Annotated in this window: 14 protein-coding genes; 7 read left to right on the top strand and 7 right to left on the bottom strand. The window is 71.5% G+C overall.

Going from position 1 to position 16364, the window contains the following annotated elements; translation table 11 throughout:
* The first annotated feature begins 91 nt into the window (after positions 1-91).
* Positions 92-1453 carry a DUF2252 domain-containing protein gene (locus ACYVD5_RS21865; protein WP_461002981.1) on the top strand — a complete coding sequence of 454 codons (1362 nt, stop codon included), beginning with the start codon at positions 92-94 and terminating at the stop codon, positions 1451-1453.
* 326 nt (positions 1454-1779) lie between these two features.
* Positions 1780-2442 carry a PAQR family membrane homeostasis protein TrhA gene (gene trhA / locus ACYVD5_RS21860; RefSeq protein ID WP_461003001.1) on the top strand — a complete coding sequence of 221 codons (663 nt, stop codon included), beginning with the start codon at positions 1780-1782 and terminating at the stop codon, positions 2440-2442.
* A gap of 338 nt (positions 2443-2780) precedes the next feature.
* Here trhA and ACYVD5_RS21855 read toward each other — a convergent pair whose 3' ends face one another.
* From ACYVD5_RS21855 to ACYVD5_RS21845, 3 genes are all read right to left on the bottom strand, one after another.
* Complete coding sequence (locus tag ACYVD5_RS21855) at positions 2781-4172, bottom strand: glycine--tRNA ligase (RefSeq protein ID WP_461002980.1); 1392 nt, start codon at positions 4170-4172, stop codon at positions 2781-2783.
* Between the two features lie 196 nt (positions 4173-4368).
* Positions 4369-4701 (bottom strand): antibiotic biosynthesis monooxygenase family protein, encoded by a 333-nt coding sequence (locus ACYVD5_RS21850; RefSeq protein ID WP_461002979.1) that lies wholly within the window; start codon positions 4699-4701, stop codon positions 4369-4371.
* Positions 4702-4756: 55 nt separating this feature from the next.
* Positions 4757-8521, bottom strand: coding sequence for a CDP-glycerol glycerophosphotransferase family protein (locus ACYVD5_RS21845; RefSeq protein ID WP_461002978.1), 3765 nt, complete (start codon positions 8519-8521; stop codon positions 4757-4759).
* Between the two features lie 387 nt (positions 8522-8908).
* On the opposite strand from ACYVD5_RS21845, the gene ACYVD5_RS21840 reads away from it, so the two are divergent.
* The 4 genes from ACYVD5_RS21840 to ACYVD5_RS21825 all read left to right on the top strand — a co-directional run bounded on the left by ACYVD5_RS21840 (position 8909) and on the right by ACYVD5_RS21825 (position 11684).
* The gene (locus ACYVD5_RS21840) at positions 8909-9304 is read left to right on the top strand and encodes a DUF6703 family protein (RefSeq protein ID WP_461002977.1); all 396 of its coding nucleotides are present in this window, start codon (positions 8909-8911) and stop codon (positions 9302-9304) included.
* 280 nt (positions 9305-9584) lie between these two features.
* Complete coding sequence (locus ACYVD5_RS21835; protein ID WP_461002976.1) at positions 9585-10418, top strand: metal ABC transporter ATP-binding protein; 834 nt, start codon at positions 9585-9587, stop codon at positions 10416-10418.
* Positions 10411-11310 (top strand): metal ABC transporter permease, encoded by a 900-nt coding sequence (locus ACYVD5_RS21830; protein WP_461002975.1) that lies wholly within the window; start codon positions 10411-10413, stop codon positions 11308-11310. The genes ACYVD5_RS21835 and ACYVD5_RS21830 overlap by 8 nt, the downstream gene beginning before the upstream one ends.
* Positions 11307-11684, top strand: coding sequence for a Fur family transcriptional regulator (locus ACYVD5_RS21825; RefSeq protein WP_461002974.1), 378 nt, complete (start codon positions 11307-11309; stop codon positions 11682-11684). Before ACYVD5_RS21830 ends, ACYVD5_RS21825 begins: the two co-directional genes overlap by 4 nt.
* Positions 11685-11802: 118 nt before the next feature.
* Here the strand turns inward: ACYVD5_RS21825 and ACYVD5_RS21820 are convergent, their stop codons facing one another.
* The 4 genes from ACYVD5_RS21820 to recO form a co-directional block, all read right to left on the bottom strand.
* A complete protein-coding gene (locus ACYVD5_RS21820) occupies positions 11803-12618 on the bottom strand; it encodes an SGNH/GDSL hydrolase family protein (RefSeq protein WP_461002973.1) in 816 nt (271 codons plus the stop codon).
* Positions 12619-12730: 112 nt separating this feature from the next.
* Positions 12731-13585 carry an SGNH/GDSL hydrolase family protein gene (locus ACYVD5_RS21815; RefSeq protein WP_461002972.1) on the bottom strand — a complete coding sequence of 285 codons (855 nt, stop codon included), beginning with the start codon at positions 13583-13585 and terminating at the stop codon, positions 12731-12733.
* The gene (locus ACYVD5_RS21810) at positions 13582-14412 is read right to left on the bottom strand and encodes an isoprenyl transferase (RefSeq protein ID WP_461002971.1); all 831 of its coding nucleotides are present in this window, start codon (positions 14410-14412) and stop codon (positions 13582-13584) included. The genes ACYVD5_RS21815 and ACYVD5_RS21810 overlap by 4 nt, the downstream gene beginning before the upstream one ends.
* Complete coding sequence (gene recO, locus ACYVD5_RS21805) at positions 14409-15140, bottom strand: DNA repair protein RecO (RefSeq protein WP_461002970.1); 732 nt, start codon at positions 15138-15140, stop codon at positions 14409-14411. Before recO ends, ACYVD5_RS21810 begins: the two co-directional genes overlap by 4 nt.
* Positions 15141-15522: 382 nt before the next feature.
* On the opposite strand from recO, the gene ACYVD5_RS21800 reads away from it, so the two are divergent.
* Entirely contained in the window at positions 15523-16284 is a 762-nt protein-coding gene (locus ACYVD5_RS21800; RefSeq protein ID WP_461002969.1) for a CAP domain-containing protein, read from the top strand.
* Positions 16285-16364 lie beyond the last annotated feature (80 nt).

Raw genomic sequence — 16364 nt, 5'->3', positions numbered from 1 at the left:
GAACCCGGCGGGAAAAAAGTGACCAGTCGCACTATCCGCCCCGTGCCCAGCGGTGGTGTGCGGCGCCACAGTGCGCTGGGAGTATGTGGCCATGTCCGAATTCAACACACTGGTGCCAGTCTCGTCCGACTCCGAGCGCCAAGAGCAGATCACCGCAACCCTCGTCGACGCGTTCTCCGAGCTGATGGAGGCCGCACCGGACGCCTTCCGCACCAAGTTCCGCAAGATGGCGGCCGACCCCTTCGCCTTCTACCGCGGCAGCGCTTGCCTGTTCTACGCCGATGTCGACGGCCTCGAAGACCCGTGGGTGGACGAGCGCACCTCCCGGGTGTGGATCCAGGGCGACCTGCACGCCGAGAACTTCGGCACCTACATGGACTCCCAGGGCCGTCTCATCTTCGACGTCAACGACTTCGACGAGGCCTACCTGGGGCACTACACCTGGGACATCCGCCGGTTCGTGGCCAGTGTGGCCCTATTGAGCTGGCGCAAGGCGCTGTCCGACGAGGACATCAACGCGCTGGTGGGCACCTACGTGCGCGCCTATGTCGACCAGGTGCGCTGGTTCGCCGAGCACAGCGGCGACGAGGCGTTCTCGCTGCGGCTGGACACCACCGACGGCGCGATCCGCGAGGTGCTCCAGCACAGCAGGATGAACAGCCGCGTCGCGCTGCTGGACTCCATGACCCAGCTGGACAACTACGAGCGCCGCTTCCGCGACGGCTCGGGTGTGCGCCAACTGGACCCCGGCGAGCGCGACCGGGTGTGCGCGGCCTTTGACGCCTACCGCGCCACGATCCCCGACGACAAGCGCTACAACTCGATCGCCTACCGGGTGAAGGACGTCGTCGGCAAGAGCGGGTTCGGCATCGGCAGTGCCGGCCTGCCCGCCTACAACGTGCTGATCGAGGGCTTCAGCGAGGCCCTCGACAACGACATCGTGCTGTCGATGAAACAGGGCAACGTGGCCGCACCTTCCCGCGTGGTCACCGACCCCGAGATCAAGAACTACTTCCTGCACCACGGGCACCGCACCGCGGTGTCCCAGCGCGCGCTGCAGGCCCACGCCGACCCGCTGCTGGGCCACACCGAGATGGACGGCACCGGCTTCATCGTCAGCGAGCTCTCCCCCTACGTCTCCGACCTGGACTGGAGCGACCTGACCGAGCCCGACGAGATCGGCCCGGTCGTGGCCCACCTGGGCCGGGCCACGGCCAAGGCCCACTGCGTCTCCGACCGCGACTCCGACCAGTCGCTGGTGTCCTTCCAGACCGAGGAGGCCATCATCAACCTGCTCGACGGCCGCGAGGAGGAGTTCATCGCCTGGAACACCGCCTTCGCCCGCGAGTACGCCGAGCAGGCCCGCAAGGACCGCTCCCTGTTCGTCGACGCGTTCCGCAACAACGCCATCCCCGGCGTGAAGTCCACCCGCAGCGCGCGCAGCTACCTTTAGCTTCCCGCGCGCCGCAGGCCGGCCGGAGCCCCGTGGGCCCGGGTACCGGCCGGCCGCTGCGGAGCCCCCGGCCGGTACGGAGAGTGCAGAGAGCCACACCCCTACCCTTGGGTAACCTACGGTTGCGTAGGTTAGACTGACCAGCCAGGCGCCTACACCGCGGCGCGTCCGCCCGCACCGGCCCGCTGATCCCGGTTGGCTTGCACAGACGCCCGCGCCGCGGAGGGCACGAGGGAGGACGGAGCAGCCAGGTGTGCGCACAGCGGCCCGATGAGTCGGGGACGCGTCACGACCCCCGACCGCCCAGCCAGCAGCACGACGGCGCGATGGGGATCGCGGCCGACATCATGGAGGCGGTCAAGCCGCGGTTGCGCGGCTGGCTGCACCTGGGCACCGCACCGCCGGCACTCGCGGCGGGGATCGTCCTGGTCAGCCTGGCCCCCACCATGCCGGCCCGCATTGCGGCGGCCGTCTACGCCGCCACCGCGGTGCTGCTGTTCTCCACCTCGGCGATCTACCACGTGGGCCGCTGGTCCTCACGCGCGGTGGCGGTGCTGCGGCGGATGGACCACGCCAACATCTACTTGATCATCGCCGGCACCTACACACCGTTCGTGACCCTGGTACTCGGCGGCGGGCTGCGCACCGCGATGCTGACACTGATCTGGACCGGCGCCATTGCCGGGGTGCTGTTCAAGATGTTCTGGCTGAACGCGCCCCGCTGGCTGTCCACGGCGCTGTACCTGGCGATCGGCTGGGTGGCGGTGCTGTTCATCCCGCAGCTGATCGGCGGCACGCACCCGGCCGCCTGGATCCTCGTCCTGGTCGGCGGGCTGCTTTACAGCGCCGGCGCGGTGGTCTACGGCCTGAAGCGGCCCGATCCCTCGCCGCGGTGGTTCGGGTTCCACGAGGTCTTCCACTCGCTGACCATCGCCGCCTACATCTGCCAGTACATCGCCGTCTCGTTCGTCGTCTACACGGCGGGCTGAGCCGGTCTCCCGGCGGCGCGGCAGGGTTGCCGCGCGGGCCGGCGCGGGCGTGCGCCGACGGCGCCGGCGGCCGGTACGGCGCACGTCCGATCAATCACGATTCACTTACGGGAACGGACGAGCGGGCACGAAGTCCCCGCTCTGCCCGCATACCCGATATACCGTGAGAACCGGTACGCCGGGTGCAGGGCATCCGGCAGCCAGGATGAGGCGACCGGAGACCAATCCCCCCGGGTCCGGTCGCCTCTTCACGTTCTGCGGCCCGCCGCCGCACCGCCGCTGCGCCCCGGTCGGCGGGCAGCGGGGCGGCCGGGCGCCGCCCCGCGAACCGGACCGCGTCAGCAGCCGGGCAGGCGCTCCACCAGGTACATCTCGACCCGGTCCAGCGACACCCGCTCCTGGGACATGGTGTCGCGCTCCCGCACTGTGACCGCGTTGTCCTCAAGGGTGTCGAAGTCGACGGTCACGCAGAACGGGGTACCGATCTCGTCCTGGCGCCGGTAGCGGCGGCCGATCGCGCCGGCGTCGTCGAACTCGACGTTCCACCGCTTGCGCAGCGCCGCGGCAAGGTCGCGGGCCTTGGGCGAGAGATCGGTGTTGCGCGACAGCGGCAGCACGGCCGCCTTGACCGGCGCCAGGCGCGGGTCGAGGCGCATCACCGCGCGCTTCTCGAGCTTGCCCTTGGCGTTGGGGGCCTCGTCGACGTTGTAGGCGTCGAGCATGAACGTCAGCACCGCACGGTCGACACCGGCGGCCGGCTCGATGACGTAGGGCGTGTAGCGCTCCTCGGTCTCCTGATCGAAGTAGGTCAGGTCGGCGCCCGAGGCCCGGGAATGGGTGGTCAGATCGTAGTCGGTGCGGTTGGCGATACCTTCGAGCTCGCCCCACTCCGAACCGGTGAAGTTGAACCGGTACTCGATGTCGACCGTGCGCTTGGAGTAGTGCGACAGCTTGTCCTGCGGGTGCTCGTAAAGGCGCAGGTTGTCCTTTGAGATACCCAGGTCGGCGTACCACTGCATGCGGCCGTCGATCCAGTACTGGTGCCATTCCTCGTCGTCGCCCGGACGGACGAAGAACTCCATCTCCATCTGCTCGAACTCGCGGGTACGGAAGATGAAGTTGCCCGGCGTGATCTCGTTGCGGAACGACTTGCCGATCTGGCCGATACCGAACGGGATCTTCTTGCGCGAGCTCTGCTGCACGTTCAGGTAGTTGATGAAGATGCCCTGGGCGGTTTCGGGCCGCAGGAACGCCAGGCCCGACTCGTCGTCCTGCACGGCACCCAGATAGGTGCGCAGCATCGCGTTGAACATGCGCGGCTCGGTAAAGGACTTCTTCGCGCCGCAGTTGGGGCAGGCAAGGTCGTCGACGCCGTTCTCCGGCGGGTGGCCGTGCTTCTCCTCGTAGGCCTCGATGAGGTGGTCGGGGCGGAAGCGCTTGTGGCACGACTGGCACTCGGTGAGCGGGTCGACAAAGGCGTTTACGTGACCGGATGCCTCCCACACCTCGCGGGCGAGGATCACGCTGGAGTCCAGGCCCACGACGTCATCGCGCTCCTGGACCATCGAACGCCACCACTCGCGCTTGACGTTGCCCTTCAGCTCCACGCCCAACGGGCCGTAGTCCCACGAGGCGCGCAGGCCCCCGTAGATTTCGCTGGAGGGGTAGACCAGGCCCCGGCGCTTGGCGAGGTTGACGAGGGCGTCCAATGCCTCTGACTTGGCGGCCATAACTTCTCTCGATTCTCCATCCGGCTGGCGGTCGGCGGATCGCGCACAACGCGATGTACCTGGTGTACCTGGAATGCCTAAGGGTGAGTGCCCAGCTTAAGGGACTGGTGCGAGCGGGCGTGCACTAACGGCCATACGCGCCGCACCGGTATCGGCCGGGCCGGTATTCGGCCGGGGCCGATTCCCGCGGCGGCGGCTACCGTTCCGCGGGATCCCCGGGCCCGCCTTCGGCCGCCTCCGGGCCGCTGCGGGACGAGACCAGCTCGAAGGCGCTTGGCTCGTTGTGCGCCTCGGACAGCAGCGGTACCGCGGCAACACGCACGTCGAAGTTCGACAGCGCCCGGCGGTAGGCGCCGGGACCGTCCCATTCGGTCACCACCGACCACAGCTGCGGGTCGTCGGCGGCGCGGCCGATGCGCGAGGCGCGGAACCCGGGGCGCCGGGCGAGCGCCGCCACGGCGGTCTCGGCGCGGACGACGAAACCGTCCTCCTCGCCCGCTGGGACGGTGAAACGGGTGATGACGAACACCGGCACATCCTCTCACCCGCGGGCAGCCCCCGGAGCGGCGGCGCGGCCACCCGGCTCAGCCGGCGGCGCCGAAGACGCGGTCGGCCACGCGCGCAGCCGCGTTGCCGTCGTCCAAGGGGCAGAACCGGTCGGTGAAGGCCCGGTACTTGCCGCTGTAGGACTCGGCGACCCCGCCGGTGTCGAGCAGCGCGCCGATGACGTCGTCGGAGGTGGTCAGCAGCGGCCCCGGAGCGGTCTCCTCGAAGTCGAAGTAGAACCCGCGCAGGTTGTCGCGGTAGCCCTCGATGTCGTAGGTGAAGAACAGCATCGGGCGGCCGGTGTTGGCGAAGTCGAACATCATCGACGAGTAGTCGGTGACCAGCACATCGGTGATCAGGAACAGCTCCATGATCTCGGGGTAGAGCGACACATCGTAGACGAAGTCGCTGCCCACGGTCGGCACGCTGTCGACGACGCGCGGGTGGCGCCGCACCAGCAGCACGTGGTCGTCGCCGAGCTTTTCGTACATCCGGCGCAGGTCCAGGTGCAGGTCGAGCTTGTGCTTGCCGCGGGTGTAGTACTTGTCGTCGCGCCAGGTCGGTGCGTAGAGCACCACCTTCTTGCCTTCGGGCAGGCCCAGTCGGCGCCGGGTGCGTTCGGCGATGGCGCCGCGCTCGGGCGAGAAGAAGATGTCGTTGCGCGGGTAGCCGGTTTCGAGGATCTCGCCCTCGAAGCGGAACGCGCGCCGCAGGATGGGGGTCGCCCACGGGCTCGGTGAGACCAGGTAGTCCCACTGCTTGGTCTCCCAGGCCAGTTTCTCGTGGTAGTCGCGGGACTTGCCGCGGATGTTCTCGATGTCGAAGCCGATGCGCTTGAGCATCGAGCCGTGCCAGGTCTGCACGACCACCTGGCCGGGCCGGCGGGTGAACCACGACGGCTGGCGGGAGTTGGTGACCAGGTAGGAGCTGCGGGCCAGCGCCTCGTAGTAGTCGCGGCCGTTGTGGCGGACCTGGGCCAGGTCGCCGGGCAGGTTCACCTGGCCGTCCTTGACCAGCCACGACATCGGGTGGTCGGCCCAGTCGCCGCGGGAGCGGAGTTCGGCGTAGATGCTGTGCGGGCTGTCGGAGAGCTGGCGCCCGGTGTAGCTGTCGAACAGGATGCCCGGTTGCAGGGGTTCGCTGCGCAATGCCGGGTAGACGGTCTCGCGCAGCCGCTGCTGGGCGAAGGTGCCTTTCTCCTCGGGGCGGAGGTCGCTGCCGACCCGCAGCACGGGCATCTCGCTGCCGGAGTCCTCGAACGTGAAGGTGCGTTCGGGGGTCTCCATGCGCAGCGGCAGCCGCCGCAGCAGGTCGGAGGCGATCTCGCCGCCGATGTCGGTGGAGGTGCCGTCGTCGCGGCGCACCCGCGCCCACAGTTGGTAGCTGCCCGCGGGCAGCGGCAGTGTGCCCGAGAGCGTGGGGATGTCGGCAGGGGTGAAGTTCGCGCGGAACCCGCCGGCCTCGCGTTGGAGCGCAACCGGGTGCTCTTCGTCGCGTCCCAAGGCCTTGAACACGAGTTCGGCACGGGCATCGGCGCAGTAGCCGCCCTCGAGCACCAGGTTGCGGCCCGACCAGGACACGTCGCGCACCACGGGGTGGGCCCAGCCGCCGCGCAGGCGCAGGTAGCCGGTGCTGGTGCGCTGCACGGCGACCTCGTGGTAGCCGTCGACGGCCTCGTAGGCCGCGGACTCGATGGCGTCGGGCAGCACCACGGGAGCGGTGCGGCCGTCGGGCGTGACCAGCTCGGCGTGCCAGTGCTCCTGGCGCAGCAGCCGGGTGCCCTCGTCGACCGCGTTGTCGACCAGGTCGTCCATCGGCACCCGCGCGCTGAAACGCGCGCCGTCGACCTCCAGCGGGTACTCCAGCTGCGCCGTGCCGGGCGAGCGGACCAGCCGCAGCCGGCGGGTCTCGGCTGCGGGCGGTGCGACGAAGTCGCCGCTGAGCGCGAGTTCGGGCCCGGCGCCCACACGGGTGATGCGGTGTTCGGTCAGGCGGGCCTGCACCGGAGCGACCGCGATGGTGAGCTGCCGGCTCTGGTTCCAGCTGGGGCGGACCCAAACGTCCTCGGCCACCTGGTGGTAAGGCGGGCGCTCCGGGGGGCCGCTGACGGGGTTGCCCACAGTGCGCCGGCGCACCAGGCCGCGGTTGACCACGACCAGTTCCAGCCGCCAGTGGGCGGGTTCCCACCGCCCGCCGGTGCGCAGGCGTTGCGGGTCGACGCTGATCTCGAAGCCGCCGAAATCGTGCCGGGCGGCCGAGGGCAGGTCGGGCAGCCGGTACTCGGCGGCCCGGCGCACTTTCACGGGCACGGGGATGCGCCGCCCGGTGCCGCGGTCGACGGCAAAGGCGGCCACGTGCTGGTGCCAGCGGCGGGCCGCGCGCAGGTGCGGGATACCCAGCCGGCCGGAGACCACCAGCCGGCCGTCGCGCCATTCGATGGACTCGGTCTTCTGCCGGACCTTCAGCTCGGTATCGGCCCGGTAGATCTCCCGTGGCACGCCGGCGTCGGTGTCCTCGAAGAACGGGTAGCGCATGTAGTAGTGCAGCCCGCGCCGCACGACACGCGCCTTCTTCAGCTCGACGCTCTTCTGGAAGGTGACGGCCTCCAGCAGGCGGGCTTCTTGGCGCTTGCGGACCAGGAAGTAGTTGAGCCGGTGCAGCGGGGCGAGGGAGTCCAGGACGGTGCGCGAGACCGTGCCCAGGTAGGCGTTGGCCAGGTCCAGGAACAGTTTGCGGGCGGCGTCGTCGGCGTCGTCCAGCCGCAGCAGGACCGAGCGCACGTCGCTGCGCAGCGCCCGGGAGTCCCACAGGTCGCGGTCGGGGCCGCTGAGAGCGGCGGAGAGTTCGGTCAGCGCGGCGAGCCGGCGGGCGAGGGCCGGCGCCGAGCTGAGGTCGTCGGTGGCGGTGCGGTCGCGCAGCAGGTGGACCGGCGCGGCGAGCACGTCGACCGAGCGGGCGGCGAACAGCGCGCGGACCACGTCGAGGTCGGTGTCGTGGTCGGGGTCCTGGCCGGATTCGGGGGCTGGGGCGAACGTGCCGGCGGGCAGCCGGTCCCAGAACGACCGGCGCCACAGCTTGTTGCCGTGGCGCCGGTCGGACAGCAGCCCGGGCAGTTCGTGGGCGTCGACCCCGGTGCGGGTCGTGGCGAAGAGCTTGCGGTGGGCCGCCGACGGGCGGGTGCCCAGGTCGTTGAAGCGGTAGACCCCGCCGGCGGCGATATCGGAGCCGGAGGAGTCGAGGCTGCCCGCCAGGTAGGACAGCGCATAGCTGCTGAGGGTGTCGCCGCCGCGCACGAACATCAGGTATTCGCCGCTGGAGGCGGTTGCGCCCCGGCTGCGGGCCTCGCGGTGGGATCCGGCGGGGTCCTCGCGCAGCGACACCGCAAGCCCGGTGGGCGGGGCCGCGGCAAAGGCGCGTGCGGCGGCGAGCCCTTCGTCCCGGACGGTGTCGACGGCTTCGTCGCTGTCTTCGTCGGGGGTGTCCTGGAGGCGCTCGGCGTCCTCGCCGCCGTCGGTGTCGGCGGCGGCGTCGGTGTCGGGGTCTTCGTCGTCGGTGTCGTCGGCCTCGGCCGCGGGGGCGCCCGCGGGGTGGTCCGCGGCGCCGGCCGCGCCCTCGGCGGGCTCGCCCGAGGCCGCAGGCTCCACCGCGGCGCCGCCGGCGCCCGGACCGGTGTGGTGTGCAACCGGCACGAGGACGAGCTCGATGTCGTCGCGGCCCTGGTCCTGGCGCGCCAGGGAGTCGAGACTGTCCTGCAGATGCGGTTCGGTGACGTCGAAGGTCACGATGACACTGAACTTGGGCACGGAAAAACTACTCTCCCGACGTTGCTGCTGCGGAGCCCGAGGATTCGGACAACGGGTGTCCTGCGGCGGTGGAGGAGTCAAACCTAGGTCACCGTGCGTAAGTGACCGGTAAATCCGAGTCAGGTGAATCTCTACCGGGCCGCTGCCGCCGTTCCTGCGGTAGGCGCCCATACAAAATAACGCGGTCCGCGAGTCGGCACCGCACAGGCCGCCTGGTCGGTGCGGCGCAGCACCCGCCCGTCCCGCGCACCGCGGCGTCCCGCACATCCCGCGCGGGCACGCACGAGTGCGCCGCACGCTACGGACGGACCCGCCGCACACGCCCTAGGCTTCACCAAAGGAGCCGCCGCGGCAGGGCGCGGCGGCGGGGCGACGGCGGAGGAGACAGTGGCAGCCAAGCGCAAGAATCGGGCCGCGGGCCGGCCCCGCAGCAGTACGGCGGGCGCGGCCGGGGCATCGCGGCCCCTGCCCTCCGGTGACACGTTCTACACCCCCGGCGCGAGCCGGCTGCGCAGCGAGGTCGAACGCCGCAGCGCCGCCCCGCTGGTCTGGCTGCACAACGCGCCGCGCCTCCTGCTTCCGGCGGTCATGGGCGCGGTGCTCATAGCGGGCCTGGCGCTGGCTGGCGCGGTCGGCGCGGTGCTGCTGGTGCTGCTTGCGGCGTTCTTCGGCTGGCTGGCGTATCTGACCTGGCCCCGCCTGCGCACGGGCGAGCGGGCGATGCGTGCGGGGGCGGTCGCGGTCCTGCTGGGGCTGGGTGTGGTGCAGAGCGGGTTGTTCTGAGCCCTGTTTGATTATGTCGCGGGTTTCCGGCGATGATCATGGCGAAATGCCCATCTCAGCTTAGATTCTTGAGCATTTCCGCAGAGTCGGCCACCCGCCCCGGCCGCATGCGGCGGGAAGCCGGACCTGCCGCGCCGGGCACCGCCGGTCCGGGCACCGCGGCTGCCGGGCCGGGAGGCGCTCGGCTCAGGCGCGGCGGCGGTGCCAACCCCGCCGGTGTACCGCAAGGCCTGAGGGTCACATTTTGACAACCGTTTTCGTTTTCTTCCATACTTGGGGAGTGCCCACCCTTACCGCCACCGGCTCCGCCGCCGGCCGCACCTCCTCCGGTGCCGCGCCGGCCATCCGCGTGGTCGACGCCGCGGTCGCCTACGACCGCGTCCCCGTCCTCGACGGCCTGAGCCTGGAAGTCCCCGCGGGCCAGACCCTGGCCATCCTCGGCCCCAACGGCTCGGGCAAATCCACGCTGATGCGCGCGATGCTGGGCCTGGTCCCGCTCACCGCCGGCCGTGTCGACCTGCACGGCACCGCCCTGCGCCGCTTCCGCGACTGGCCCCGGATCGGCTATGTGCCCCAGCGGCTCTCCGCCGGCGGCGGCGTGCCCGCCACCGTGCGCGAGGTCGTGGCCTCCGGCCAGGTGTCGCGGCGGCGCCGGCTGCACCGCACCACCGCCGCCGACCGCACCGCGGCCGCCGAGGCGCTTGAGGCGGTCGACCTCGCCGACCGCGCCCGCGACTCCGTGCACGAACTCTCCGGCGGCCAGCAGCAGCGGGTGCTGATCGCCCGCGCCCTCGCCGCCAAGCCCGACACCTTCCTCATGGACGAACCCATGGCCGGGGTCGACTCCGCCAGCCAGCGGGCGCTCGCCAACACCATCACGCTGCTCGGCCGCCAGGGCGCCACCATCGTGCTGGTGCTGCACGAACTCGGCCCGCTGGAACCGCTCATCGAGCGCAGCATCACCCTTTCCGGCGGGCACATCACCCACGACGGCGCGCCTCCCCCGCCCGAGGGCGACTGCGCGCGGCCGGGCCACGAGCACGTGCACCCCCACGCCGATCCCCCGTCCGCGGCTGCGGCCCTGCCCGGCATCGAGGTCTCCCCCCGTGGCTGAGATGCTCCAGCTCGACTTCATGCGCAGGGCGCTGCTGGCTGCGGCACTGGTGGGCATGGTCGCGCCGATCATCGGCACGTTCCTGGTGCAGCGGCGGCTGGCGCTGCTCGGCGACGGCATCGGCCACGTCGCCCTCACCGGCGTCGCGCTCGGCTTTCTCACCAGCACCTCCCCGGTCGCCACCGCCGCGATCGTGGCCGCTGCGGGTGCGGCGCTGATCGAGCTCGTGCGGGTACGTGCGCGCACCAGCGGCGACCTCGCGCTGGCGCTGCTGTTCTACGGCGGCATCGCCGGCGGGGTGCTGCTGATCGGGCTCGCGCCGGGCGCCACCACCGCCACCCTGACCGCCTACCTGTTCGGATCGGTCAGCACGGTCAGCAGCGGCGACATCGTGCTGGTGATCGCGCTGGCGGTGCTGGTGCTGGGCACCATCGGCTACTTCGGCCGCGAACTGTTCGTGCTCTGCCAGGACGAAGAGGTCGCCCGCGCCCACGGCCTGCCGGTGCGCCTGCTGAGCCTGATCCTGGCCATCACCGCCGCCCTGACCGTGGTCCTTGCGATGCGGGTGGTGGGTGTGCTGCTGGTCAGCGCGCTCATGGTGGTGCCCGTGGCGGCCGCGCAGCAGCTCAGCCGCAGCTTCCGGGTCACCCTGGCGGTGGCCGTGGCCATCGGCACGGTTGCCGCGCTGAGCGGGCTCTCGACCGCCTACTACGTCGACGTCGCCCCCGGGGCCGCCATCGTGCTGATCGCGCTGGCCGTATTCGCGGTTGCGGTCGTCGGCGGGTACCTGCTCCGCAGTATGCGCGGAGCCGTCCGCGCCACAGGGCGGAGCGCCGACCCGCCGGATCCGGGTACCATTCCCCAGACCGATGAGGGGGGCGTAACACCATGAGCACACGACGCGAGACCGTACGCCAGGCCCTCAATGAGAGCACCGGGTTCCGCAGTGCCCAGGACCTTTACGCGGACCTGCGCTCCGAGGGCTCCAAGATCGGCCTGACCACCGTCTACCGGGCGCTGCAGGCCCTCAGCGACTCCGGCGAGATCGACGTCCTGCGCACCGACGACGGCGAGGCCGTTTACCGCGCCTGCATCACCGAGTCCCACCACCACCACTTGGTCTGCCGCAGCTGCGGCAAGGCCGTCGAGGTCGAGGGGCCGACCGTCGAACGGTGGGCCGAGACCGTGGGCACCCAGCACGGATTCACCGACGTCACCCACACCGTCGAGGTCTTCGGTACCTGCGGCGCCTGCGCCGCGCGCTGATCCCGCCGGCGCGGGCGGTTTTGCGCGGCGCCGCTAGGGCGCCCTGCCGGCCCGCCTGCAGAACCGGGCCGGCGGAACAAGTGCGGGCAGGTACGCCCACGGCCAAGGGCCGCGGGGCTCAGCCTGACCGCCGCGCGGGCTGCAGCCGCTCGAGTTCGGGGCGCTTGGCCGCACGGCCGTCGCCGGAGGAACGCCCGGTCAGCCGGCGGCCGATCCAGGGCACCAGGAACTCCCGGGCCCAGTGCAGGTCCTCCTGGCGGGCCGCGCTCCAGGGCCGCGGCTGCTCGGCGGGCCAGGGCTCGCGCCAGTCGGCGGTGGGGCAGGCGTCCAGCAGCTCGCAGACCCGCAGCGCGATGCGGCGGTGCCCCTCGGGCGAGAGGTGCAGCCGGTCGCCGCTCCAGGCGCGGCGGTCCTGCAGCACCCGCATTCCCCACAGGTCCACGACGTCGCAGCCGTGGTCGTCGGCGATCGCCCGCAGGTTCATGTTGTAGGTGGCGATCTTGCCGCGCAGGTGGCGCATCACCGGTTGGAAGCCGGTGTCCATCCCGGTGAAGATGACGATGTGCGCCCCGGTGGCGGCAAGCTGCTTTACCGCGGCCTCGAAGATCCGCGCGGTCAGGTCGGGGTCGCCGCCGGGGCGGATGATGTCGTTGCCGCCGGCGCACAGGGTGACCAGGTCGGGGCGCAGCTCCACGGCGCGCGGTACCTGCTGCTCGACGACCTGGCGGATGAGCCGCCCGCGCACGGCGAGGTTGGCGTAGCGGACCTCGCCGCAGGTGGTGGCCAGATGCTCGGCAAGGCGGTCGGCCCAGCCCCGGAAACGTGCCGGGTCGGTCTCGGCCGTGCCGGGGTAAGGGTCGTCCATGCCCTCGGTGAAGCTGTCGCCCAACGCGACGTAGGAGATGATGCCGCTCCCGTTCGCAAAACCGCTCATGTCAATCGATGATGCACCTCGGGCCTCGGGTTACGCGACGGTAGGTTCCGGGGTCGGGCGCATACTGTAACGACTCTCACGTGCGGTCGGGCGGTGGCCGCACCGGCGGCGGCTACTCGGTTCGGCGGTCCGTGCGGCCGCCCTCGGCGGCGGGCGCACCGGTGTGCTCGGGCGGGGCGACCGGCTCCAGATCGGGGCGCTTGGCCGCGACCGAGTCGCCGGAGGAGCGCCCGGTGAGCCGGCGCCCCACCCACGGCACCAAATGCTCGCGGGCCCACTGCACATCGGCGCGGCGCGCCGAACGGCGGTCCGGCGCAGGCGCCGGCGGCCAGGCATCGTCGCCGCTGCCCTCGACCGGGACACCGAGGGTCTCGCAGACCTTCAACGCCAGCCTGCGGTGGCCCTCGGGCGACATGTGCAGCCGGTCGGCGTCCCAGGCCCGGGGGTCGGTCAGCGCTTGCATGGACCACTGGTCGACCAGGTAGCAGCCGTTGCGGTCGGCGATGGCGCGGATGTTCAGATAGTAGCGGGCGAACATGCCGATGCGCAGCCGCATGTAGCCGGCGCTGAAGTTGACCCCGGTGAACAGCACGACGTCGGCTCCCGCGCCGCGCAGGCGCCGCACCGCCTGCTCCAGAACGCGGGCGAGCTGGTCGGGGTCGGCGCCGGGCCGCAGCAGGTCGTTGCCGCCGGCGGAGATGCTGGCCAGATCGGGGGCGAGTTCGGCGGCGCGGGGAAGCTGGTCGGCCACGACCTGGCGCATCACCTTGCCGCGCACGGCGAGGTTGGCATAACGCAGGCCCGGCACGCGCGCGGCCAGGTGTTCGGCGGTGCGGTCGGCCCAGCCGCGGTAATGCAGCGGCCCGCCGCCGGGCCCGCCCGGGTAGGGGTCGCCCACGCCTTCGGTGAAGCTGTCGCCCAACGCGACGTAGTCGAGGGTGCGGCGGCTGGGGTCGAGCAGGCTCATTGCGCGTCCTCAGCGCTCTGCGGCTGCGGTTCGACCGGGTTGGGCACGGCGCCGCCATAGCGGCGGTCGCGGCTGGCGTAGATTTCGCAGGCGTGCCAGAGGTGGCGCCGGTCGAAATCGGGCCAGAGGGTGTCCAGGAACACCATTTCGGCGTAGGCCGACTGCCACAGCAGGAAGTTGGAGATGCGCTGCTCGCCGGAGGAGCGCAGGAACAGGTCGACGTCGGGGATTCCGGGCTCGTCGAGCTGCTTGGCGAGCATGGACTCGGTGATGCGGTCGGGGTTCAGGCGGCCTTCGGCTGCCTTGCGGGCAAGAGCCGCCGCCGCGTCGGCGATTTCGGCGCGGCCGCCGTAGTTGACGCAGAACTGCAGGGTCAGCGCGGTGTTGTCCTTGGTCATCTCCTCGGCGTCCTCAAGCTCGGAGATGACGCTCTTCCACAGGCGCCCGCGCCGCCCGGCCCAGCGGACCCGCACCCCCATGGAGTGCAGCTCGTCGCGGCGGCGGCGGATCACCTCGCGGTTGAAGCCCATGAGGAAGCGGACCTCGTCGGGCGAGCGTTTCCAGTTCTCGGTGGAGAACGCATAGGCCGACAGGTTGCCGACGCCCAGTTCCAACGCGCCTTCGACGACGTCGAACAGCGAGCTTTCGCCGGCCCGGTGGCCCTCGGTGCGGGCGAGGCCGCGTTCCTTGGCCCAGCGGCCGTTGCCGTCCATGACGATCGCAACGTGGTCGGGTGTCAGCTCCTTGGGCAATTGCGGCGGCCGGACCCCGCTGGGATGCGGGTTGGGCGGCCGGTAGGCCCGGGCTGATGTATCGAACAGGCTCAAGAGCGCTCCACAAGACGCAGCGATCGGATTCCGTTCTCCAGGTGCCACTGGAGGTAAGCGGCCACCAGCCCGCTGCACTCGTTGCGGTGGCGCTCCTGGCTGGTGTCGGCCGCGGGCCAGTCGCCGCCGAGCAGGGCCAGCATCAGTTGGAGGGTCTCGCCGGCGGGGTGGGTGGCGCCGTGGGGACGGCACACCGAGCACACCGACCCGCCGGCGTGCACGGCAAAGGCGCGGTGCCGGCCGTGCGAACCGCACTGCGCGCACTCCTGCAGCGCGGGGGCGTAGCCGGCGACCGCGAGTGAACGCAGCAGGTAGGCGTCCAGGACCAGCCGGGAGTCGTGGGTGCCCTCGCCCAGGGTGCGCAGTGCCCCGATGAGCAGCAGGAACTGCCGCAGGGCGGGGTCCTTCTCGACCACGACGACCTTCTCGGCGGTCTCCAGCATGGCGGTGGCCGCGGTGTAGCGCGAGTAGTCGCTGACGATGGACTCGCCATAGGCACGCACGGTCTCGGCCTGAGTGATCACGTCGAGTGTGCGGCCGGTGTAGAGCTGCAGGTCGACGTGGCTGAAGGGCTCCAGGCGGGCGCCGAAGCGCGATTTGGTGCGCCGGACGCCCTTGCCCACCGCCCGGACCAGGCCGGTGCGCCGGGTCAGCAGCGTGACGATGCGGTCGGCCTCGCCCAGCTTCTGGGCGCGGAGGACGACTCCTTCGTCACGGTAAAGGCTCACCCTTCCATTGTCGCGGATCCGCGGGCCCGAACGTGCACGTCGGGCGGAACGGACGCGCCGCGGGCGCCGGAACGCGGGCCCGCGCGGCCGTTGCGGGCCGCGGGCGGCCGCCCGCGCACGAAACCGCCCCGCTTATCACCCGAGACAAGCGTAAATCCGGCAAATCACGGCTAATACTCCCCTTCTATCTCGATTTGCTCTACGATCACGGCCTGGCAGCTCACAATTCCCGACCGGACAGGGGCTCGACGCCATGGCACGAGGACGGCGCCGACAGCGCAGGACGAGTGGCAACCGGGACCACGAGCGGACCCCGCGCCGCCCTTCCGCACCGGAACCCCGCAGCGGGCGCGGCCTGCGGCGGCCGCTCATCGGAGCACTAGTGGCCGTACCGGTGGGCCTGGGACTCGCGGCCGCGCTGGTCATTGCCGCCGGGCCGCCCACCGCCAACCCGCTGACCCAGGGCGCCCAAGCCGGAGCGGGCGCGCCCAACGGGGCCGACGAGGCCCTGCCGCCGACCGCTCCGGACGACTTCTTCGATGACCGCGGCGACGGCGGCCAGAGCCCGGCACCGGGCGGCGGCGCGGGATCGGGCCCCGGTTCGGGCACCGGCGGTGGCGGATCCCCCACACCCGACGGGGTGGCCGAGGGCGGCGCCACCATCGCTCCCTCGCAGCAGCCCGACGGCGAGCAGGAGGACTCCGGTTCCGGGGACTCCCAGCAGGATTCCGGCGGCTCCCCGGGCTCCGGCGGCGGCCCCGGCGGCGGCTCATCGGCCTCGCCGCTGGCCAAGCAGGTCGTGGCCCTCGCCAACGACGAGCGCGCCGAGGCCGGGTGCGGGCCGCTGTCCCTGGATCCCAAACTGACCGCCGCATCCGAGGCCCACAGCCGCGACATGGCCGAGCACGACTACATGGCCCACGAGAGCCTCGACGGCGAGAGCCCCGCCGAGCGCGCCGCAGCGGTCGGCTACCAGGCGTGGTCCGGCGAGAACGTCGCCGCGGGCTACTCCTCGGCCGAAGCGGTGATGGAGGGGTGGATGAACAGCCCCGGCCACCGCGCCAACATCCTCAACTGCGACAACACCGAGGTGGGGGTCGGCGAAACCGACACCAAGTGGGCGCAGAACTTCGGCCGCGATTAAGTACCGGCCGGCGGCGCGGTGACCGTTTCCGCGGCGCTGCGGTGGCGCCGGCGCGGGCCGCCGGCGCCACCGTGCGGCGG

The organism is Streptomonospora sediminis, from assembly GCF_054778995.1.
This window is presented reverse-complemented; position numbering and strand designations above follow the sequence as displayed.